We start from the raw sequence: 20,945 nt of genomic DNA on the forward strand, positions 1-20,945 counted from the left end.
TCGTGGTGCCCAACAGCAGCATCTTCGGCATCGCGGTCGACGGCAAGACGCTGCCGCCGGACGTCGAGGCCCTGCTCGCGTCCGCGTATGTGGACGACAACCTGCACCTGCCGGACTGCTTCCTGCTGCGGTTCCGCGACTCCGAGCGGATGGTGCTGTCCAAAGGAGGCATCAAGATCGGTTCGGCGTTGACCATCTCCGTCACCGGACCGACGTCCACCCAGGCGGTCGACCTGATCACCGCGGAGGTCACGGCCGTGGAGGCGGAGTTCAGCCCCACCGGGACATTCACGCTGGTGCGAGGGTATGACCCGGCGCACCGGCTCTTCCGCGGGCGCCGCACCGAGACGTACCTGCAGATGACGGCCTCCGACATCGCCCGCAAGGTGGCCCAGCGGGCCGGCCTGCAGATCGGGTCGATCCAGTCGACCTCGACCGTCTACGACCATGTGTCCCAGGCCGGCACGACGGACTGGGAGTTCCTGGACCGGCTGGCCCGCGAGATCGGCTGCGAGATCGCTGTGGTGAAGGGAAGGTTCACCTTCCGCTCCCCGCGCCCGTCCGCGGACGCACCGGCGGCCAGCCAGCAGCCGGCCGAGCAGCCGCTGGTGCTCGAGCAGGGCACGGACCTGCTGAGGTTCAGGGCCGTCGTCACCTCCGCCGAGCAGGTCAAGGAGGTCCAGGTCCGTGGCTGGGACGTCTCGCAGAAGAAGGCGTTGGTGGCGACGTCCCCGGCGAAGACCACCAGCGCGACGCTGGGCACCACCGACCCGGCCAGGCTCGCGAAGACGTTCGGCGACCCGACGTACGTCAGCGGCGACGTGCCCTACGGAACGCAGGCCGAGGTCGCCTCCGCGGCCGAGGCGCTGGCCGAGCACATCGCCAGCTCCTTCGCCGAGTTCCAGGGGGTGGCGCGCGGGAACCCCGCACTGTTCGCCGGAGCCGCGATCTCGATCGACCGGGTCGGGGCGCCGTTCGACGGGAAGTACACGATCACCACGTCCCGGCACAGCTTCGACCCGTCCACCGGCTACACCACCACGTTCGCCGTCACCGGGCGGTCCAAGCGCAGCCTGCTGGGGCTGACCGGCGGCGGCGGCCCGGTCCGGACGAGTCCGGGGGTCATGGTGGGCCAGGTCAGCGACTCCAAGGACCCGCAGGACAGCGGTCGGGTCCGGGTGAAGCTGCCGACGCTGAACGACGACTACGTGAGCGACTGGGCTCGAACCGTCTTCGCTGGGGCTGGCAAAGACCGCGGGATGGTCGCGGTGCCGGAGGTGGGCGACGAGGTGCTCGTCGCCTTCGAGCAGGGCGACATGCGCCGGCCGTTCGTCCTCGGCGGACTGTTCAACGGCGTGGACACCCCACCGACCGGGGACCCCGCGCTGATCGACTCCGGCTCGGGTGCCGTGAACCGCCGGTCCTGGGTGTCCCGGCGCGGACACCGGATCGACCTGAAGGACCAGGACGGGCAGACCGAGGGGATCACGCTGTCCACCACGCAGGACAAGCTCAAGCTGACGATGGACCACACCGGCACCAAGGTCACAGTGCACAGCGACGGCACGGTGCTGGTCGAGGGTGGCGGCGGCATCACCGTGGACGCGGGCAGCTCGAAGCTCGAGCTCAAGGGTGGCGACATCTCGATGAAGGCGACCAGCGGCGTGACCATCGACGGCGGCTCCGGCGCGGTGCAGGTCAGCACCAGCGGCCAGCTCAACCTGAAGGGCACCGCGGCCACCCTCGAGGGTTCGGCACAGACCACCGTGAAGGCCGGCGCCATGTGCACCGTTCAGGCCGCCATGGTCAAGATCAACTAACACTACCGGACAGCGAAGGAGGGACCTCGGATGCCAGCCGCAGCCCGGGTCGGGGACCCCACCGGACACCCCGGGGTGATCGGTCCCCCGGGGGTGCCGACAGTGCTGATCGCCGGCATGCCGGCAGCCACCGTCGGCACGCCGCACATCTGCTCGTTCCCCGCCGGGCACCCGCCCACCGCGATCGTCCCGCCGGGCTGCCCGACCGTGCTGATCGGCGGACTGCCGGCCGCGCGGATGGGCGACATGGCCGCCTGCGGTGCGCCGATCGTGCTGGGCGCCCTCACCGTGATGATCGGAGGGTGAGATGAACGTCGACTTCATCGGAGCCGGCTGGGCGTTCCCGCTGTCCACCGACCCGACCGGCGGGATCGCGCTCGTGGTCCGCGAGCAGGAGATCGAGCAGTCGATCCACCTCATCCTGGCGACCGCACCCGGCGACCGTCCGATGCGGCCGGAGTTCGGCTGCCGGATCCACGAGCACGTGTTCGGCCCGGCCAACGCGCTGACCGCCGGCGACGTGGCCTACGACGTGCAGGAGGCGCTGGACCGCTGGGAGCCGCGCATCGACCTGCTCGACGTGAAGGTCGGCTTCGACCAGGTCGAGGCCGGTCGGCTCTACGTCGACGTGTCCTACGCGATCCGCGGCTACAACGAGCCACGGAACCTGGTGTTCCCGTTCTACGTGATCCCCGAGCACGACGCGCTCGAGGGCCAGGCTGCACCGGCAGCGATCTCGGGAGGTCGATGACATGGCCCTGACGGCCCCAAACCTGGACGACCGGACGTTCCAGGACCTGGTCGACGACGCGAAGCGTCACGTCCAGCAGAGCTGCCCGCAGTGGTCCGACCACAACGTCTCCGACCCCGGCGTGACGCTGATCGAGGCGTTCGCGCAGATGGTCGACCAGCTCATCTACCGGCTCAACCGGGTGCCCGACCGGCACTACGTCAAGTTCCTGGAGCTGGTCGGCGTCCGGCTGCGCCCGCCGGCCGCCGCGCGCGGCAACGTGACCTTCTGGCTGTCCGCACCACAGCCCCAGACGGTCGCCGTCCCCGCCGGGACCGAGGTGGCGACACCACGCACCGCGGTCGATGACCCGGTCGTGTTCACCACCATGCACGAGCTGCAGGTGGTGTCCTGCGAGTTCGCCCGCTGCGCCTCCCACCTGGCCGGGGCGGAGCCGGTCGACCGCACCACCTCGTTGCTGACCGGCGCCGAGTTCGAGTGCTTCTCAGCCGCTCCGGTCGCCGGGGAGTCGGTGCTGATCGGGCTGACCGAGGCGGTGCCGTCGTGCGCGGTGCTGCTGCGCCTGGAGGCCAAGACCGCGGGGGTCGGCGTCCGGCCGGACAACCCACCCTGGGCCTGGGAGGCCTGGACCGAGACCGGTTGGCAGGCCTGCGAGATCGAGAAGGACGACACCGGTGGGCTCAACAAGTCCGGTGACCTCGTCCTGCACGTGCCGGCCGGGCACCGGACGTCGATCGTGGCCGGCGAGCGGGCCGGATGGCTGCGCTGCCGCATCGTCGAGGCGGTCGAGGGCCAGCCGGCCTACCGGCAGTCCCCGCGGGTGTCCGCGATCCGGGCGTCCACCATCGGCGGCACCGTCTCGATGATCCACGCCGAGAGCGTGCGGGCCGAGACGGTGGGCACCTCGGACGGGACGCCGGCGCAGACCTTCGAGCTCAAGCGCCGGCCGGTGGTCATGGGGATCGACCGGCTCGTCGCGGAGGTGGTCGTCGCCGGTAGCGATGACCTCGCCGCGGACGAGGCAGCGCCCGAGGAGGTGCAGACCTGGACGGTCGTCGACGACTTCGGCCAGTCCGACCAGGACAGCCGGCACCTGAGCATCGACGCCTACTCCGGGGAGCTGCGGTTCGGTCCGGCCGTCCGCGGCCCGGACGGCACATTGACCCGCTACGGCATGGTGCCGCCGAAGGGTGCGCGGATCCGGATCCCGGCCTACCGCACCGGCGGCGGCCGCAGCGGCAACGTGCTGGCCGGCTCGGTGCGGGTGCTGAAGTCGAGCGTGCCGTACGTCGCCAGCGTGGTGAACCGGACGCCGGCAGCCGGCGGGGCGGACGCGGAGACGGTCGGCGAGGCCAAGGTCCGCGGCCCGCTGATGCTGCGCTCGCGGGGCCGTGCGGTGACCCGCGAGGACTTCGAGCAGCTGTCCCGGGACGTCGCTCCGGAGGCCGCGCGGGTGCGCTGCCTGGCGTCGGGGGCCGACGTCCCCGGTGCCGTGCGGATCGTCGTGGTGCCGCACGTCGGCAGCGACGACGTCGGCCGGATCCGGCGCGAGGACCTCGACCCCGATGAGCCCACCCTGCAGCGGATCAGCACCCACCTGGACGAGCGGCGGCTGGTCGGCACCCGGGTGCTGGTCACCCCGGCGGACTACTCCTGGCTGACCGCCGTGGTCAGCGTCAGCGCGCGGTCGGGGTACCAGCCGGACGACGTACGGCGCGACGTCCTGTCCGCGCTCTACCGGATGTTCCACCCGCTGGTGGGCGGTCCCGACGGCACCGGCTGGCCGTTCGGACGGCCGGTGCGGGCGCCTGAGGTGTTCGCCACCCTGGCGGGCGTGCCTGGGGTCGACATGGGTGAGGACGTGCGCGTGCAGCTGTTCCCGGCGACGTCGGGCTCCGGGCAGCGTTCGGCTGCGGTCGAGCGGCTGGAGCTGCCCGACCACGGCCTGGTGTACTCCTTCGAGCACCAGGTCCGAGTGCGCCGATGAGACGCGACCTGGACGGTTCACCGACGCCGCACCCGCTCGCGCCGACCCTTCCTGCGGTCCTGGCCGAGGACCTGCTCGTGCAGCAGCTGTGCGCCGGGCTGGACGTCGTCCTGTCGCCGGTGATCACCACGCTGGACAGCCTGTCCGCCTACCTCGACCCGCAGACCGCGCCGGCCGACATGGTGGCCTGGCTCGGGCACTGGATCGGGCTGGCGATCGACCAGGGACTGCCCGAGCCGGCGCAGCGGGACCTGCTGGTGTCCGGCATCGACCTGATCGCCGCGCGCGGGACGCCGCGTGGCGTGCGAGCCGGCGTGCAGGCAGTCTTCGGTGTGGAGCCGGACCTGTTCGAGACCGGCAGCTCGGTCTGGTCCACCGAGTCGGACCTGGGCGAGCTCTCGCCGGAGACCCCGCAGATGCTGGTTCGGCTTCAGTTGCCGGCCGACCACGAACCGGTGGACACCGCGCAGCTCGACGCCCTGGTGGAGGAGCTGAAGCCGGCGCACGTCGCGCATGCCGTGGAGGTCGTCCAGCTGGGTGGCGACGACCCTCAGGCGTGACCGTCGACCAGCAACGCCTGCGCGCGGGCCTGGTCCAGCCGGACGCGCGCCGCCGCGCTGCGGTCGTCCACCTGCTCGTAGATCTCGGCCATCAGCCGCCAGGCCGCGTCCCGGAACGGGTCCAGCTCGGCCGAGCGTTGTGCCGCAGTCTGCGCGTCCCGCAGGTTGCCCAGGTCCCGTTGCGCCGCAGCCAGTTCAGCCGACGCCGTGGCGGCCATCAACCGGAGCCGCTCACGCTCCGGCACGACCCAGTCGGCCGGCCCGTCCTCGGGCAGCAGGTCACCGGAGTACAGCGCGAGCGCCTGACCGAGGGACTGGACGGCCTCGCGCTGGCGGCCGTCCCGCTGCTGCGTGGCCGCGTCACGCAGGTGCCGCTCGAAGTCGAGGACGTCGACGCTGCTGCCGGTCGGCAGCTCCAGCCGGTAGGCGTCGGCCCGCCGCCGGACGACGTCCGAGGCGTCCAGGCCCGCGCGGCGCAGCAGCTGACGCACGCTGGACACCGCCACCTGGAGGCTGCGCGTCCCGGTGGTCAGGTCGACGGACGTCCAGAGCTGGTCCACGAGCTGCTCGCGGTGTACGTCCTGGCCGCAGTGCACCGCGAGCACGCGCAGCAGCGCCCTGGCCCTGGGCCGCAGCGAGTCGCACCCGACCGGCTCGCCGTCCACCGTCAGCCAGAACCCGCCGAGGCAGGCCAGGGTGACACGTGGCGCGGCGACCCGCGTTCCGCTGACCTGTGGCGCGGTGCCCCTTGGCTCAGTGACCACTGGCGCCGGGGCCGGCTGGACCCGGTCGAACGTCACCGTGGAGGCGATCCCGAGGCGCCGGGCCTCGGCGTCGTCCGGCGACCCTCCCTGTCCGGCTCGCCGAGCGCCGTCCACCCACCAGGCAAGCACCGGTGCGTCCAGCCGGCGCAGCAGCTCAGCGGCCTCGGCCAGCAGCGCGGGCGCCTCGGGGCGACCGCTCACCTGGCAGGCCAGGCCGAAGGCGGCGCACAGCAGCGCCTGACCCCACGCGTCCTCGTCGCGCACGCACTGCGCCACCAGTTCGGTGTACGTCGAGGACGGCCAGCCGAGCGTCCCCTCCGCGAGCAGCACCGCGCCCTGCGCGCCCCGGGCCAGCCGCGCCAACCACGGATGTCCCTCGAACTCGGCGTCGAAGGAGATCTGCTCCAACACGCTGATCGCGGTGGCGCAGTCCCCCGGCAACGTGTCGGCGAGCGCCAGCGCGAGCTGGCCGGCAAGTCGCTGCGCGGCGGTCGCACCGGGATCGGCGACAGCGGCCTGCAGCGGCTCGGCGGCCAGGGACGACCGACCGCCGAGCAGCGCGGTCAGTCCGAGCAGGACGAGCTCACCCGCGCCCCCGGCGGGGTCCGTCGTCCGCGCCGGTGGCGGGCTGTGCGGGCCGGGCAGCCGGATCGTCGCCGCGCGCAGCCGCACGGCCCAGCCGGTCCAGGACGACGGCCCGGCGCCGGGCAGCCAGGAGGTGGCGTTGCCGAGCTCCTCCCGGCACAGCCGCTGGGCCCGCGGGTCGCCCACCAGCGCCTGCGCCCGCCGGAACCCCACGACCGCGGTGGCGACGTTCCCCGAGCGCAGGCACCGACGCGCGTCGGCGAGCGCCAGCCACGGGTCCTCGGCGCGCAGGCGCTGCGGCAGCAGCTCGTTCCACTCGGCGCTGGCCTGACCCATCAGGTCGGGGTCGCCCTGCTGGGCCAGCCGGCCGAGGGAGGCCCAGTCCTCGGCTCGCGCGTAGGCGAGGAACGCGTGCCGCGTGTAGCCCGCCGCCTCCAGCACCTCGGCGCACCGGCTGTGCCAGCTGCGCAGACCGGCCGGGTCCAGCTCGTCGGCGAGGGTCAGCTCCAGGTGGGTCTGCATGACCTGGTGGTAGTGGAAGGTCCGTCCGTCGTCGGCACTGATGGTGAACAGCTGGGCGCGTTCGAGCCGGTCGAGCATCGCGTGGCCGCCCGTGCCCTCGAGCAGCGCGTCGCACAACGGTCCGGTCAGGATGCCCAGCGCGCACGTGCGGACCATGAAGTCGCGAGCCTCGGGCTCGATGGCGCTGAGCACGTTGGCCGCGAGGTAGGTCCGGGTGAGTCGGGTGCGGGCGCCGAGCGCGTCCACGGCCTGGCGCCGCTCGACCGTACTCTTACCGGAGGTCGCGAGGTGGAACAGCTGCAGTCCCGCGGCCCAGCCACCGGTGCGCCGGGACAGCAGGGCGGCACCCTCGGGCCCGAGCGGTTCGCGGTAGACGTCCCGGAAGAGCTCCTCGACCTCCCAGGAGCGGAACCGCAGGTCGTCGCTGCCGACCTCGACCAGTCCCTCTGACACGGCGAGCCGGGACAGGTTGATCTGCGGTGGACGACGTGACCCGAGCACCACCCGGATGCTGCTCGGGCGAAGGTCGATGAAACGAGCCAGCGCCCGCTCGGCGTCGGAGTCCGCGATCTCGTGGACGTCGTCCAGGACGAGCAGCAGCTCGCCGGGCGCGGCGGCGTCGAGGTGCCCGAGCAGGTCGTCCAGGGCGCCCGAGCTTGGTGGCAGGTCCAGGCCGGCCGTCTGCAGTGCGCTGGACAGGTGCGTGACGAAGGCGGCCTCCGAGGCGTCTTCTGGCATCACGCGGTACCAGCCGACCGGGCACGAGGCGGCGTGCGCGACCCCGGCCAGCAGCGTGGTCTTCCCCGAGCCTGGCGGCGCCACGACCACGGCGACGGCGGGTTCACCGGATCGGGTCAGCAGCGACTCGAGGCGGGACCGGCTGAGCCCGACGGCTGGGGGTCGCCGGATCTGCCGCGAGTACACGGTCGAGGACACGTCGTCTACCGGACGACCCGGATCGCTCGCCCCTGGCCGTTCATCAGTGGTGGTCCACCACGTCGGTGTGCTGGGTGAGTCCTTCAGCCCCGGTCCCGCCAGGGTCGTCAGGCAGTCCGGCCCCGGTGCCGTCCCCGAGTGCGCCGCCGAGCGGCGAGCCGGGACCGTTGGCGTGCAGCGGGTCCGAGCCGAGCTGCTGCTCGGCCGAGTCGGTGATGCCGTCCGAGTCGGTGTCCGCGCTCAGCGGGTTGGTGCCCTGCGCTGCCTCCAACGAGTCGCTGAGCCCGTCGTGGTCGGAGTCCACCGCGTGCGCGTCGGTGCCGATCAGCTTCTCGTAGGCGTCCGACAGCCCGTCGTGGTCGCTGTCCCGGGGTGCGACCCCGGTGGCGTAGGCGAGCGAGTCGGAAAGGTGGCCGTCGGAGCTGTGCGCACTCGTCGGGTCGGTGCCGGCCTTGGCCACCTCGAAGCCGTCGGTGAGGCCGTCGTGGTCGGTGTCGGCCAGGTGCGGGTCGGTGCCGATGCGGGCCTCGAAGCTGTCGGTCAGGCCGTCGTGATCGGTGTCAAGGGTCGCGGCGGCGTCGGTCAGGGACGCCCCCGGGTCCATGCCGAAGGCCGCCGCGAGCGAGCCACCTGTGTGCGCAGTGCTGTGCTGCAGGGACTCCACGTGCGCCGGCCCCGAGATCCCCGGGATGACCGCCGCGTAGTTGAACCCCCTGGTGGCTGAGAACTCGTTGACGCCGTAGGCGTGACCTCGGGCCTCGATCGTCTTGCCGTCGCCGAGGCTGATTGCGACGTGCGACTCGTCGGGCCGCAGACCGCCCGGCCTAGGTTCGCTGGAGAACCGGAACAGCAGTGCACCGGGAGTGTGCACCGCCTCGTCGACCGGGATGAGCATGCCCTGCTGCTTGAGCTTGAGGAACTGCATCCACGAGCCGTCAGGCAGCTTGGCGCCGGCCTGGTGGGCTGCCCACCGGGTCAGCTCCGCGCAGTCGAAGGCCTTGGGGTTGGGGTCGTTCAGGCGAGCGTTGGCACCCATCACGTAGCGGTCTCCGCGCTGGCGCAGCGCGGCATCCAGGAACGTGTCGACGGTGCTGTGGTCTGCCTGCCCAGCGGGCGGGGCGCTGGATCCGATCGCGGATCCCAGGGCGGATCCCGTCGCCGGCGCGACGGCCGGCTCGGTGAGCCCTGGCAATGCAGGACCACCGGCCAGCGCTGGATCGGGCGGAGCCGGCATCAGCGCCGGTCCGGTCTCGGAGTGCAGCGGGTCGCTGCCCATGGAGACCTCGGCCGAGTCGGTGATGCCGTCGGAGTCCGTGTCTGCGGTCGTCGAGCTGGTGCCGAGGGCTGCCTCCAGGCTGTCACTGAGCCCGTCGTGGTCGCTGTCCGCGAGCATCGGGTTGCTGCCGTGCACGACCTCGTAGGCATCGCTGAGGCCGTCGTGGTCGCTGTCCACGGCGTGCGAGTCTGTGCCGATCGACTTCTCCAGCGTGTCGGTCAGCCCGTCGTGGTCGGAGTCGGCGGTCGAGGCGCCCGGCGGCAGAGTGGTCGCGGCCACGGTCTCGGGGACGGCACTCACGTCGCCCCCGGCGCCGGACTCCGGCAGCGGCGGCGGCAACGGTGAACCGTAGCCCCCGACACCTCGCGGATCGCCGTGCGCCCCGCCGGCGATCGCCTCGACCTCGTGCAGGTACTGGCGGTAGTCGCTGTGCATCCCCTTGTGACTGGCGTGGGTCGTCGTCCACGGCCGCATGTCGGTGCCGTGATGGGAGATCTGGAACGCGGCGCGTGCGTTGACTGCGGGGTCGGTCAGGTCGCCGAAGCTGTTGTGCCGCACGGTGCTGCGGACGTTGACCTGCCACAACCCGTAGGAGTTCTCGCCGTGCCCGGCGTGCGCGTCCGGGTTGCCTCCGGACTCCGCCATGGCGATAGCGGTCCACGTCACCGCCTGGTCCGGACTGAAACCGGCGGCTCGTGCGTACTGGTAGATCTCGCTCACCGAGAGCTGGCTCATGGGCACCCCCGACCACTGCCGACACGTCGCGCTGAGCCAAGGATACGTCGTACCCAACAGCACGAAAGGTGTTATTCACATGATTCGGGTGCACGATTTGAGGGCGACCGGGCTGACGGCAGGATTCTCGTCGCACTAGCCGCGCGAGCCGCCCTCGAACTATGGTCGCTGATGTGATCGGCCGGGGGGCTGAACAGGAACGACTGCTGCGGGCCTTGCAGCGCGGTGCGGCGGGCAGCGGGTCCTCGCTCGCCCTGCAAGGTGGACCGGGGATGGGCAAGACCACCCTGCTGGACTGGGCCGCCGACGCGGCCGCGGGCGAGCCGCACCGGTTCGCCGTTCACCGGCTGGACGGCGGAGCACCCGACCAGGTCGCCGCGGCCGTGCGCGAGCTCCCGCGACGGGCCGTTGTCGAGCAGCCGGCCGACCGGCCCAGACCACAGCTGCTCGTGCTCGACGACGTGCACCTGCTGGACGCCGACACTCTGGTCGAGCTGGACGCCCTGGTCGACGGGCTGTCGGCGGTCTCGGTGGTCGTGCTGACCGCCAGTCGGCCGACATCCCCGAGGCCCGGCCGTGGCGGTCAGGTCCTGCAGCTGCCCGGGCTGACCGTGCCGCAGGCACATTCGCTGCTGGTCGCGCACGGCGTGCAGCGGGTCGACCCCGACGTGCTGAGCGACCTCGTGCGACTGACCGGCGGCTGCCCCCTCGCCCTGCGTGAGCTCGCCCAGACGCTGACCACCGACCACCTGATGGGCCGTCGAGCGCTGCCGGACCCGCTGCCGCTCGGACCGCTCGGGCGAACCTCGTTCGGCGCACAGCTGCACGGCCTGACGGACCGCACCCGCCTGGCGATGCTGGTCCTGGCGCTCGGCGACGGCTGCCCCGGTGCCGTCCTCGTCGCAGCCCTGGCCAGGCTCGGGCTGACATTGCCGGACCTCGACCCCGCAGTCGACCGGCACCTGGTGCGGCGTCAGCACTGGGTCCTCGGCGATCCGTTGCAGCGCAGCGCGATCCAACAGCTGGCGCGCGCCGAAGACGTCCGGCGCGCCCACGCGGCCCTGGCTGACGCCTTCGAGCAGACGGACCTCGGCCGGTGCGCCCGCCACCTGGCGGCGGCCGGCGAGGGGGTCGACGAGGACGTGGCGAGGACCCTCGAACGGGCTGCTCGACTGGCGCAACGGCGCGGGGACGTGGCCGGTGCGGCGACCCTGTGGCAGCTGGCTGCCGACCTAAGCCCCGTCGGTCCGGTGCGGTTGCGCCGGCTGGTCGTGGCGGCCGAGGGCCAGACTGCCTGCGGCGACCTTCGTGCGGCCGAGGCCGACCTCGACGACCTGCTGGCTGCCGCTCCCGCAGCAGACCTGACGTCCCGCGCACTGCGGGTCAGGACGCAGCTGGCGCTGTGGAGTGCCACCAACTCCACGGAGCTGGCCCGGCTGAGCGCGGACGCCGAACAGGTCAGCGCGTACGACAGCGACTCGGCGGCCGGAGTCCTGCTCAACCTCGCCGTCTGCGCGCAGAATCTTGGCGACGTCCCGGAAGCACTGCGCCTGGCCCGGCGCGGCGTCGAGCTGGCGACGGACGGCGCCCCCGCGCGCCGGGCGTTCGCGGAGGCGGTGCTCGGCCAGCTCACCACGCTCATCACCGGGCGGGCGGGCGGTCTGCCGGCGCAGCTGAACGACTCCGAGGTCCGCGCCCACCTGCACGGCGCGCACCCCGCCTGCCCGGCGATGCTCGCTCAGTGGCTGCTCTGGTGCGAGCGCTACGAGGACGCGGACGCCCTGGTCAGGACACAGCTGCGGCTCGCGCGGGAGTCCTCGCTGAGCGCCGTGCTGCCGCTACCGCTCGCGCTGGCCGCCGACATCGCCTGGTGGCGGGGTCGCTGGGACGACGGCCGGGCCAGCGCCGCCGCGGCGGTCGCGGCCGCCGAGCCAGCCGGCCAGGTAGGCCTGCTGGGCTACGCGCACTCCTGGGACGCCATGTACGCCGCGCAGCGCCAGGACCGCGACCGCGCTGCGCGGGCGCTGGGCCAGGCCGACGACGTGGCCGAGCGGACCGGGTCGGCACCGGCTGCGCTCTGCACGCTGTGGGTGCGACTGCACATCGCGCTCGCGGACGGAGACCTGCACGCCGCGGTGGACCACGGCGCACGCGCAGAACGGTTGCGGCGCCGGCTCTCGACGAGCTCGATCACCTTCATCCCGTTCCTGCCGGAGTACGTCGAGGCAGCGATCCGCGTGCAGGCCGGCGACGTCGCCGCGCTGCTGACCCAGCTGGCGGAGTTCGGCCTGACCAACGAGTCCGCCTGGACCAGGGCCGCGTGGCTTCGGTGCAGCGGGCTCGCCGGACAGCGCAACTGGCAGGACAGCTTCGAGGAGTCGCTCAGCCTGACCCCGCTGGGCCGCACCCCATTCGAGCACGCCCGGATCCTGGGCTGCTGGGGTGAGCGGCTGCTGAGCGACGGGCACCGGCGCGAGGCACGGCGGCTGCTGCTACGTGCGGACTCGGTGTTCGCGGACCTCGGCTCGTCGCTGTGGCGGGCCCAGATCAGCAGGCCGTTGGCCGAAGCGGGCATCGAGGTCTCACCGAGCGGCCGGGTAGCGACCACGCTGACCGAGCGTGAGCTCGGAGTGTGCCTGTTGGTGGCCGGCGGTGCGACGAACCGGTCCGCGGCAAAAGCGCTCAGCCTCAGCGAGAAGACCGTCGAGTACCACCTGGGCAAGGCCATGGCCAAGACCGGCGCGGCCAACCGGACCCAGCTGGCCCGGCTGCTCGACGAAGGAGGGCTGGACCAACGAGCCGGACGTCCCGGCGGCGGCTGAGGCGAAAGCCGGGCAGAAGACTCCTTTCGGGCCAGGAAGTGCGCCAGACTGCGGGTGGACGAGGTGTCGACCACTGAGGGGACAGCGATGGGCTATGCGCTGGGGGTGGACCTCGGCACGACCTACACGGCGGCAGCCGTTGCACGCGACGGTCGGGTCGACGTGGTCGGTCTCGGCGAGCGCGCGCCGCAGCTGCCGTCGGTGCTGTACCTGTTGCCGGACGGTCGGTTCCTGGCGGGCGAGGCCGCGCAGCGGCGCGGGGCGGCCGAGCCCGGCCGGCTGGCCCGGGAGTTCAAGCGGCGGCTCGGCGACGACACCGCGCTGCTGGTCGGCGGCACGCCTTTCTCCGCCCAGGCTTTGATGGGACAGCTGCTCCGGCACGTGCTCGCCGCCGTCGCCGAGGGGCAGGGTGGGCCGGCGCAGCAAGTGATCGTCACCTACCCGGCGAACTGGGGGCCTTACCGTCGCGAGCTGCTGGGACAGGTGTTCACGTCCGCGGGGCTTGACTCGGCGACCACCTGCTCTGAGCCGGAGGCCGCGGCCATCCACTTCGCCAGCACCGAACGGGTCGCGCTCGGCGACATCATCGCGACCTACGACCTCGGCGGAGGCACGTTCGACGCCGCCGTGCTGCGCAAGACCAACGACGGTTTCGAGCTGTTGGGCGAGGCAGGTGGGATCGAGCACCTGGGCGGGGTTGACTTCGACGCGGCGGTGTTCGACCACGTCGTCCGGTCGCTGGGCACGGCGGTGCGCGACCTCGACCCGAACGAGGCGGCCACGCAGAGCGGCCTGGAACGGCTGCGGCGGGACTGCGTCGAGGCCAAGGAGGCGCTGTCGGCCGACACCGAGGTGGTCGTCCCGGTGAACCTACCGTCAATCCAGACCGTGGTTCGCCTGTCCCGCAGCGAGTTTGAGAAGATGGTGCGTCCAGCTGTGCTGGAGACGGTCGGGTCGCTCGAGCACACTCTGCGGTCGGCCGGGGTGCCAGCGAAGGCCCTCGCGGCAACGGTGCTGGTCGGCGGGTCGGCCCGCCTTCCACTGGTGGCGGAGACGCTCACCGAACAGCTCGGCGTGCCGGTCTCGCTCAGCCCCGCACCCAAGCACTGCGTTGCGATCGGGGCCGCCCAGTCGGCTCTGGCCAGCCTGGCACGAGCACCTGCGCCACCGCCGCCTGCGCCCCCACCGGTCGTGGCAACCGTTGCCGCACCACCCAGTGGCCCGCCACCCGTTGCCGCACCACCCGTTGCCGTCCAACAGCCTGCTGCCTCCGCCGCTTCGACGACGGCCGCTTCGACGACGGCCGCTTCGTCGGCGGCAGAACGAACCCCGCGGCGGTCGGTCCGCGACAACTCGAAGGTCGTGCTCGGCATCGGGTTGGCGCTGCTGGTGGTCGCCCTGGTCCTGGCCTTTGCAGGTCCGCAGACCGACTCGGTGGCCGACCAGGCACCACCGGGCTCGACGCCAGGTTTGAAGCTCGAGGACCAGGAGGTCGCGACCGCCCAGAGCGTCGCGGCAAAGCTGGACCACCCACTCGCCGTGGCGGTCGCCAAGGGCACGACGCTCAGGTCGAGCAGCATGGGCTTCTCGATCGGAGGCCTCCCGTTGCACCCGGTGAAGGGCCAGAAGGCCACCGAAGGAATGACGATCAACCTCAACAACAGGCGGCTTCTCGTCGGCGGCCCGCTGCAGGCGAATCTGACCGCAAACGGGAGCGAACACACACTGCTCTTCAAACCCAAGGTGTCCAAGTGGGCCACCATCCCTGGGGTCGCCTGGATCCTGTTGCTGCTGTTCGTCATCTCCTACGCGGAGTCCGTGCAGCGCAACGTGCGTCGCCGGAGGAACGCCTCGTTCGTGACCATCTTCGGAATGAACCTGGTCGGGCTACTGCTCGGGGTCAGCATCGTGCTGGCGGCGTGGACAGTCGGGCAGCGGCTGCTCCCACCCTGGGCGGTGGTGTCCGTCCTGCTCTGCTGCGCCGTGGCCGGCGGCTGCCTTCCGGTGATGCTGAGCGAGCGCGCGGGCCCCGCGCGAACCTGACCGACGCGACCTAACCGCCGCTCGGGTCGTCCCGTCTGGGTCGACCGGCCAGGTCCTGCCCCCAACCGGGGACGCGCAGCAACGAGAAGACGAGCAGCGCGACGAAGGTCAGGATCGCGGCGCTCGTCACCGAGGCGGCCGCTGCCGTCCCGGTCGCGGACGTCAGCCCCACCAGGTCCAAGGTGCCTTCGGCCGTGAGGTCCCCGCAGGTTGCGGTCACCGTGTACCGGCCGAGCGGGAGCTGTGGGGCCTGAACGACCGCGTGGAACGTGCCGTCGTCCGCTGCGGTAGCGAGGCCGACCTCGGCGTCACCCACGTGAAGGGTGACCGCTGCGGCCGGCGCACAGCCGTCGCCGGTCACCGTCGTCGTCCCACCCGGCGGGCTGCTGGAACCGCCGAGCCTGCCCGGCGGGGTCGAGCCGCCGCCACCCTCGCTGGTCCAGGTGTGCGGGATGCTCACCGAGCCGTGGTGGCCGGCTTCGGTGACGGTGGCGGTGATCGTCTCGTCCCCGGCGGTGGGCCGGGTGAACGTGAAGCCCGCTGCCCCTGCCGCCAGCAGCGGGTCAGCAGTCTTTGTCGCACCGCCCGGCTGGCTGGCGACGAAGTGCACGGTCGCTCCGCTGAACGCGACGCCGTCCAATGTCACCTTGGCGGTCGCCGTGAACGGTTCGTCGACCGGTGTCGCGACCCCGGCGGGCGCCAGCGTGATGGTCAGGTCGCCGGTCTGGACCGCCTTGGTCCAGCTGTGTCGCGCGGAGTCGGTCAGGTGCTGGCCGAGGTAGGTGGCCGTCACCGTGACGTGGTCGATCCCGGGCAGCGCCCGGCTCCAGCCGTACGTGGCGGATCCGCTGCTGTTCGTGTGCCTCGAGCCTGACTTCGCCGGCCCGGACCCACTGGCAGCGACGTCGAACTGCACGTGGACCCCGTCGACGGCGAGGCCGTCGCGTCTCAATGTCGCCGTCACCAGGGCCGTGGCACCCACCTCGCTCGTCGCGGTCGGTGGCGACAGGGTCAGCGACAGCACCGGAGCACGCCAGCTATGGGTGATAGGACTCGCGGGGAGGCCGTCCCCGCCCTTCTGGGTGACGGTGGCCGAGATGGTGTCGGTGCCCGGCCCCGCGCGGCTGAAGGTCCAGCGGGCCTGGTTGCCGGCCACGTGGACTGGGCCGCTGCCCATCGAACCGCCAGGGCCGGACGCCGTGAAGCTCACGTTCTCGCCGTTCGCAGACCCGCCGTTGCTGCCCGGGTGGAAGGTCGCCGTGACCGTGAAGTCATGGTTCACCTCGGTCGTGGTGCCGCTCGGCGCCAGTGTGAGGGTGGGCGCGACGTTCCACGTGTAGTGGAACGGACCGGAGGGGGTGCCGTGCTCGCCGACGCACCACCCCGCCGTCGGCTTCACGGAGGCGCTGATGGTGTCCTCGCCGGCGACCACGCCCGGATAGGACCACTTCACACGGGTGTCCGCGCTGACGCCGGCGAACGACTCTGTGGTCACGGATCCGTTCTGGTGCACCGCCTTGAAGGTCACTGTTCCTACGTCCGGCGGCCGAGTGGTGGTGCCCCCGACCCGGCCGATCTGCGGGTACAGGCAGCTCCAGCTGGCCCGGATGTCGATGGCCTCCCCGAGCGGGCCGGACGTCGCCCTCGGCGGGTACAGCGCCGTCGTCCAGTAGTACGGCGGGAGGGCGTCCGCTCGTGGCAGCGCAGGTAGCCACAGGCCCAGGAAGGTCAGCAGCACCAGGGCCGCGAACGTCCTAAGGCGCATCGACCGCGTCGTCCATGTCGTCCGCGTCATGCGCATCCGGCTCGCCTTCGGCCTCGTCCTGCGGCGGCGCCTCGTCGACGTTCGGGGACGGCGTGAGGTAGCCCGCGACGAACGCGATGGCCCCGGAACCCAGGACGAGCGGGACCCACCGGCTCGGCGCGGGCAGCAGCAGCCGGGTGCTGGACAGGCCGATGGTCAGCACCAGGCCGACACCGAGCCCGGCCGGCAGGAACTGCAGCGCCCGCTGCCACCGGCTCTCCGGCAGCCGGCCCAGCGCCAGCCGCATGAAGAGGCTGACCAGCAGCAGCGCGGTGATGCCGAACAGCGCGAGCCCGAAGATGCCGTAGACCGAGAGGAACGAGCCGCGCACGTCCACCGGGAAGCTGGCGCTGGAAAGCACGTTGCGCTGCGGGCCGATCAGCTGGAGCTGGGTGGGAACCAGCCCGACGGCCTGGTCACCGAGGTCGCTGAGGTCGACGTCCACTGCCCGGGCCGCCTCGGAACCCGCGGGCAGCACGAGGTTGAGCTGGGTGACGTAGGTGAAGAACGTCAGACCCATGATCTTGCCCTGCAGGCGGACGCTGCGGACCTCGCGCTCGGTGGCACCGCGGTTGGCGATGGCGAGCTCGATGTGGCCGCCGGTCTTCGGGTGCAGCACAACGGGGTTGTTGGCGTCCGCCTGCGCCACCGGCTGCTGGTCGATCCTCGCCGTCCAGGTGAGCGAGCCGGTCGTCGTGGCGGCAGAGCCCGTCGCGCCAGGACCCAACGCCAGGACGACGAAGGTCAAACACACCCCAAGCAGCAACACCGGCCGCTTCCCCATACCGAAGACCGTACTCCGGAACGGGCGAATCGGGCACCCGTCGAGCGGGCCCGCGCAAGTGCCCGAAAGGACCTCGCTGTTGACAGGGCGGCCGGATCTTGATGTGCGCGGCGGGGCCCGCCTGGCCACAATGGGCGGATGGCGAAATACAGCGTCAACCCGGACGGCGTCGCGCAGATCAAGGCGCTGATCGACAAGCACCAGTACGTGCTGGACAGCGACTGGGGCGAGGTGCAGCCGGACGCCGAGGCACAGAACGCCTATCTCGAACGCAACGGCTGGCCGCGGTACGCGAGCTGGCACCTCGGACTCACCGAGGGCGCGAGCGAGGAGACGAAGGCCCGGTACGCCTTCGTGGCCGGCGACTTCCGTCGGGTGCACCGCACCGCGTTGATCGCCTGCGTGTACCGCGCCTCCGAATGGCGGCACAAGGACGTCGAGCTCGCCGCCCACGACCTGCTGCAGCACCTGGACCGGGTGTCCAGCTGAGCGCAGGTACTGGGCTCAGCCGTCTGCCAGCGGAAGGGCGTTGGGCGTGATCAGAACCTTGCTGACGGCGTCGTCGACGCCGCGCAGCAGGTCGTAGGCATCGTCGAATTCGGCGAGGTCGAACGAGTGGGTGACCAGCGCGGACGGACGGACCACCCCCGAAGCCACCAGTCGGATCACCTCGGGCCACACCCCGGGGCTGCCGATCGACCCGACCAGGGACTGGTCGCGCACCACGATGGTGTCGACGGCTACCTCGACCTTCGGTCGCCCGGAGAGTCCGACGACGACAAGCGTGCCGCCCGGGGCCAGCCGCTCGCAGGCCACGGACAGAGATTGCGCGGTGCCCGCAGCCTCCAGGACGTGGCTGAACGTCTCGCCGTCCGTTGGCGCTCGGACACCGACGCCCCGTAGTCGCTCGAACCGGCTCGGGCGCGGTTCGAGCAGCGCGACGTCCGCGTGTGCGAGGTTGATCGCCATCGTCGCGGCCAGAAACCCTTGAGTGCCGCCACCGACGATCAGCAGCGAGGCTGCCGGCGGCAGGCCGAGGCGCTGGAAGGCCCGGAAGGCAACGGCTGTGGGCTCGACGAGCGCTGCGTCGTCAAGGCTCATCCCGCCGGGCACCCGATGGGCTGACGACGCGGGGAAGACCATGCGTTCCTGGAGGGCGCCGTCCAGGCCGATGATGCCGGTCTCACGGCGAGTGGGGCACTGGTGGTACGCCCCGGCCGCGCAGAACGGGCAACGGCCGCAGCCGATGCTGCACTCACCCACCACGAGATCGCCGGCTGCCAGCGAGGTGACGCGTTCGCCTGCCTGCACCACCTGGCCGACCCACTCGTGGCCCGGGGTCAGCGGCAGCGTGAGCTCGCCGGTGCGCAGGTACACCAGCGAGCCGTCGATCAGCTCCAGGTCCGTCGCGCAGACACCGACCCGCAGGGGGGCGACCAGCAGATCGTCCGGCCCGGGTTGCGGCACGGGCGCATCCACGACTCGGACCTGGTCAGGACCGGTCACCAGCAGGCGCTTCATGATGTCCACCGGGCATCTGCCTGCTACCGCGCGAACTCGTTGAAGATCTCGTGGCCGGCGCGCAGGGAGCCGTCGGCGTTGACGAACTCCAGGCGTCCTGGCCGGCCGACCGGTCCGTACGCCGACGAGTGCAGGTCGGCAATCAGGCTGTGGTTCAACGCGTGGATCGAGAAGCCGACGTCGCGCTTGGCCAGCTCGGTCAGCGTGTAGCGGGTGAACTCGACGTGCTCCTCGTCGTCGTTCGCGCCCCACACCGTCTCGCTGGCCAGCGCGTGCGGCTTGCCGACGCTGACGGCGAACGCCTGCAGGTCGTCCAGGAAGGTCTCGAAGAGCGGCTTGGAGCTCGTCGTCCGCTCGCCCCAGTTCGGGATGTAGTACGGGTGGAAGGAGATGAAGTCACTCAGCGGCTCGGTCAGGCGAACGGCTTGCAGACTGTTGTAGTTGCCGATGGTCAGCGGCTGGCTGGCATTGTTCGCCCGGCAGACGTCGCGCACCCAGGTCAGCCACCTCAGCTCGCCGTCGCGGATGGGGCTGTCTGCGTCGTCGACGTAGGGACCCAGCAGCGGCTCGTTGCACAGGTCCCATCCCATGATGCGGTCGTCGTCGCGGTGCGCCCCGACCACGGCGTCCAGGTACGCGCGGAACACGTTCTCAGCGTCGTGGTCCAGCTCGGCGAAGCCCTCCTGCGTCCAGGCGGGCCTGTCGAGCGTCTCGAACGCACCCGGGGGGCAGAAGGCGCTCGATCCCGCGATGATGTGGTCCAGCGGCACTCCGCCGAAGTCGCAGACCGGGTCCCGCCATCGGTTGAAGAGCACCGGCAGCACCTCGATGCCGTGGTCGGCGAAGACCCGCACACCGGCGTCGAAGTTGGCCAGGAACCGTTGCGGGTTGCGCTGGAACGCCTCGTGCGAGAGCCACCAGCGGGCAAGGTTCCAGCCGGGGAAGTATGCCTTGCCGCGGGCGACCTCCAGGGCCATCGTCCCGTGCTCGTGGTGCTGCCACAGGTCGAGCCCGCTGGAACCCCAGGAGCCCGAGTAGTTGAACCCGCGTGCTTGGTTGACGTTCACGCTGACACCACACCCTTCAGAGGTCTTCCGTCCAATGCGCGGCCGAGCTCGTCCGCGGCCAGCCGCTGCAGCTTCACCAGTGACTGCTCGCTGTAGAACGCGACATGCGGCGTGAGGATCACGTTGGGCAGCCCGCGCAGCGGCGAGTCGGCGTTCAGCGGCTCGATCTCGTACACGTCCAGCCCAGCGGCTGCGATCCGGCCGTCGCGCAACGCGGCCGCGAGGGCCACGGTGTCCACGAGTCCGCCGCGCGAGGTGTTGATCAGCGATGCACCGCGCCGCATGCTCCCCAGGAAGTCGGAGTCCACCAGGTGCCTGGTCTGCTCGGTGAGCGGCAGATGCAGCGAGATCGCGTCGGCCCGGGCGAGCAGGGTCGGCAGGTCCACGAGCTCGACCCCCAGGCTCTGCGTAATGTCGGGGTCCACGTAGGGATCGTGCGCGATCAGCCGAAACCCGAAGCCCCGTAGTCGATGGATGAGTGCGACGCCGATCCGTCCCGTGCCCACGAGACCGACGCACGTGGTACCGAAGCTGTTGATGGTGCCGAAGGCCTGGGCTTGCGACCACCCGGCGCCCCTGACGGCGTCGTCGAACTGGGTGAGTCTGCGCAGGCAGGCCAGCAGCAGCGTCGCCGCATGGTCCGCCACCGTGTTCGTGCCGTAGTCGGTGATATGGCAGACGTGCACACCGGCGCGGCTGGCGGCCCGCACGTCGACGTTGTCGTAACCGACGCCGTAGCGGATGACGACCGCGCCATCCGGCAGCACGGCGATCACGTCGGCCGTTACGGGTGCCCGATCGACCAGGACGACGGCGGCTCCGGACACCGCAGCCGCGGTGTCGGCCTCGGTCAGGACCGCGAACTCCGCGAAGTCGGCCCCGCGCCCCTCGGCCACGGCGCGCTCGGGTCCGGTGTCCTCGAAGGGGTGGTCGGTGACCACGACTCGCCTGCGCACGCACGCTCCTGA

General features: G+C 71.8%; 15 protein-coding genes. 8 read left to right on the top strand and 7 right to left on the bottom strand.

Annotated features, from left to right (window positions below; genetic code table 11):
- Positions 1-5: 5 nt before the first annotated feature.
- The 5 genes from ACPPVT_RS14065 to ACPPVT_RS14085 are packed head-to-tail and all read left to right on the top strand — an operon-like array spanning position 6 to position 5,118.
- Positions 6-1,820: a VgrG-related protein gene (locus ACPPVT_RS14065; protein ID WP_426561260.1), complete on the top strand. Its 1,815-nt coding sequence runs from the start codon at positions 6-8 to the stop codon at positions 1,818-1,820.
- Between the two features lie 30 nt (positions 1,821-1,850).
- Complete coding sequence (locus tag ACPPVT_RS14070; protein ID WP_426561262.1) at positions 1,851-2,126, top strand: PAAR domain-containing protein; 276 nt, start codon at positions 1,851-1,853, stop codon at positions 2,124-2,126.
- Position 2,127: 1 nt separating this feature from the next.
- Positions 2,128-2,571: a GPW/gp25 family protein gene (locus ACPPVT_RS14075; protein ID WP_426561264.1), complete on the top strand. Its 444-nt coding sequence runs from the start codon at positions 2,128-2,130 to the stop codon at positions 2,569-2,571.
- Between the two features lies 1 nt (position 2,572).
- Positions 2,573-4,558 carry a putative baseplate assembly protein gene (locus ACPPVT_RS14080; RefSeq protein ID WP_426561265.1) on the top strand — a complete coding sequence of 662 codons (1,986 nt, stop codon included), beginning with the start codon at positions 2,573-2,575 and terminating at the stop codon, positions 4,556-4,558.
- Positions 4,555-5,118, top strand: a complete 564-nt coding sequence (locus tag ACPPVT_RS14085) for a phage tail protein (protein ID WP_426561267.1) — start codon at positions 4,555-4,557, stop codon at positions 5,116-5,118. Before ACPPVT_RS14080 ends, ACPPVT_RS14085 begins: the two co-directional genes overlap by 4 nt.
- Here the strand turns inward: ACPPVT_RS14085 and ACPPVT_RS14090 are convergent.
- Both ACPPVT_RS14090 and ACPPVT_RS14095 read right to left on the bottom strand, forming a co-directional pair.
- Positions 5,109-7,925 (bottom strand): BTAD domain-containing putative transcriptional regulator, encoded by a 2,817-nt coding sequence (locus ACPPVT_RS14090; RefSeq protein ID WP_426561269.1) that lies wholly within the window; start codon positions 7,923-7,925, stop codon positions 5,109-5,111. The two genes, ACPPVT_RS14085 and ACPPVT_RS14090, sit on opposite strands and share 10 nt — an antisense overlap.
- A 43-nt stretch (positions 7,926-7,968) precedes the next feature.
- Positions 7,969-9,936, bottom strand: a complete 1,968-nt coding sequence (locus ACPPVT_RS14095) for a transglycosylase SLT domain-containing protein (RefSeq protein ID WP_426561271.1) — start codon at positions 9,934-9,936, stop codon at positions 7,969-7,971.
- Between the two features lie 272 nt (positions 9,937-10,208).
- Here ACPPVT_RS14095 and ACPPVT_RS14100 point away from each other — a divergent pair, with 272 nt between their 5' ends.
- Together ACPPVT_RS14100 and ACPPVT_RS14105 are read left to right on the top strand one after the other, a co-directional pair.
- The gene (locus tag ACPPVT_RS14100) at positions 10,209-12,758 is read left to right on the top strand and encodes a LuxR C-terminal-related transcriptional regulator (protein ID WP_426561273.1); all 2,550 of its coding nucleotides are present in this window, start codon (positions 10,209-10,211) and stop codon (positions 12,756-12,758) included.
- Between the two features lie 63 nt (positions 12,759-12,821).
- Positions 12,822-14,801 (top strand): Hsp70 family protein, encoded by a 1,980-nt coding sequence (locus tag ACPPVT_RS14105; protein ID WP_426561275.1) that lies wholly within the window; start codon positions 12,822-12,824, stop codon positions 14,799-14,801.
- Between the two features lie 10 nt (positions 14,802-14,811).
- Here ACPPVT_RS14105 and ACPPVT_RS14110 read toward each other — a convergent pair whose 3' ends face one another.
- Both ACPPVT_RS14110 and ACPPVT_RS14115 read right to left on the bottom strand, forming a co-directional pair.
- The gene (locus ACPPVT_RS14110; RefSeq protein ID WP_426561277.1) at positions 14,812-16,566 is read right to left on the bottom strand and encodes a hypothetical protein; all 1,755 of its coding nucleotides are present in this window, start codon (positions 16,564-16,566) and stop codon (positions 14,812-14,814) included.
- A complete protein-coding gene (locus tag ACPPVT_RS14115; RefSeq protein WP_426561279.1) occupies positions 16,556-17,389 on the bottom strand; it encodes a hypothetical protein in 834 nt (277 codons plus the stop codon). Before ACPPVT_RS14115 ends, ACPPVT_RS14110 begins: the two co-directional genes overlap by 11 nt.
- Before the next feature lie 138 nt (positions 17,390-17,527).
- Here ACPPVT_RS14115 and ACPPVT_RS14120 point away from each other — a divergent pair, with 138 nt between their 5' ends.
- Positions 17,528-17,878 (top strand): hypothetical protein, encoded by a 351-nt coding sequence (locus ACPPVT_RS14120; RefSeq protein ID WP_426561280.1) that lies wholly within the window; start codon positions 17,528-17,530, stop codon positions 17,876-17,878.
- Positions 17,879-17,893: 15 nt separating this feature from the next.
- On the opposite strand, the gene ACPPVT_RS14125 is transcribed toward ACPPVT_RS14120, so the two are convergent.
- From ACPPVT_RS14125 to ACPPVT_RS14135, 3 genes are read right to left on the bottom strand one after another with little or no spacing between them, the layout of a single operon-like run.
- Positions 17,894-18,910: a zinc-dependent alcohol dehydrogenase gene (locus ACPPVT_RS14125; protein ID WP_426561282.1), complete on the bottom strand. Its 1,017-nt coding sequence runs from the start codon at positions 18,908-18,910 to the stop codon at positions 17,894-17,896.
- A 23-nt stretch (positions 18,911-18,933) separates the two neighbouring features.
- Positions 18,934-19,977 (bottom strand): hypothetical protein, encoded by a 1,044-nt coding sequence (locus ACPPVT_RS14130; RefSeq protein ID WP_426561284.1) that lies wholly within the window; start codon positions 19,975-19,977, stop codon positions 18,934-18,936.
- On the bottom strand, positions 19,974-20,933 hold the full coding sequence (locus ACPPVT_RS14135) for a C-terminal binding protein (protein WP_426561286.1): 960 nt from the start codon (positions 20,931-20,933) through the stop codon (positions 19,974-19,976). Before ACPPVT_RS14135 ends, ACPPVT_RS14130 begins: the two co-directional genes overlap by 4 nt.
- Positions 20,934-20,945 lie beyond the last annotated feature (12 nt).

Origin of the sequence: Angustibacter sp. McL0619 (genome assembly GCF_049994355.1) — a bacterium.
In the GTDB taxonomy this organism is placed as follows: Bacteria; Actinomycetota; Actinomycetes; order Actinomycetales; family Angustibacteraceae; genus Angustibacter.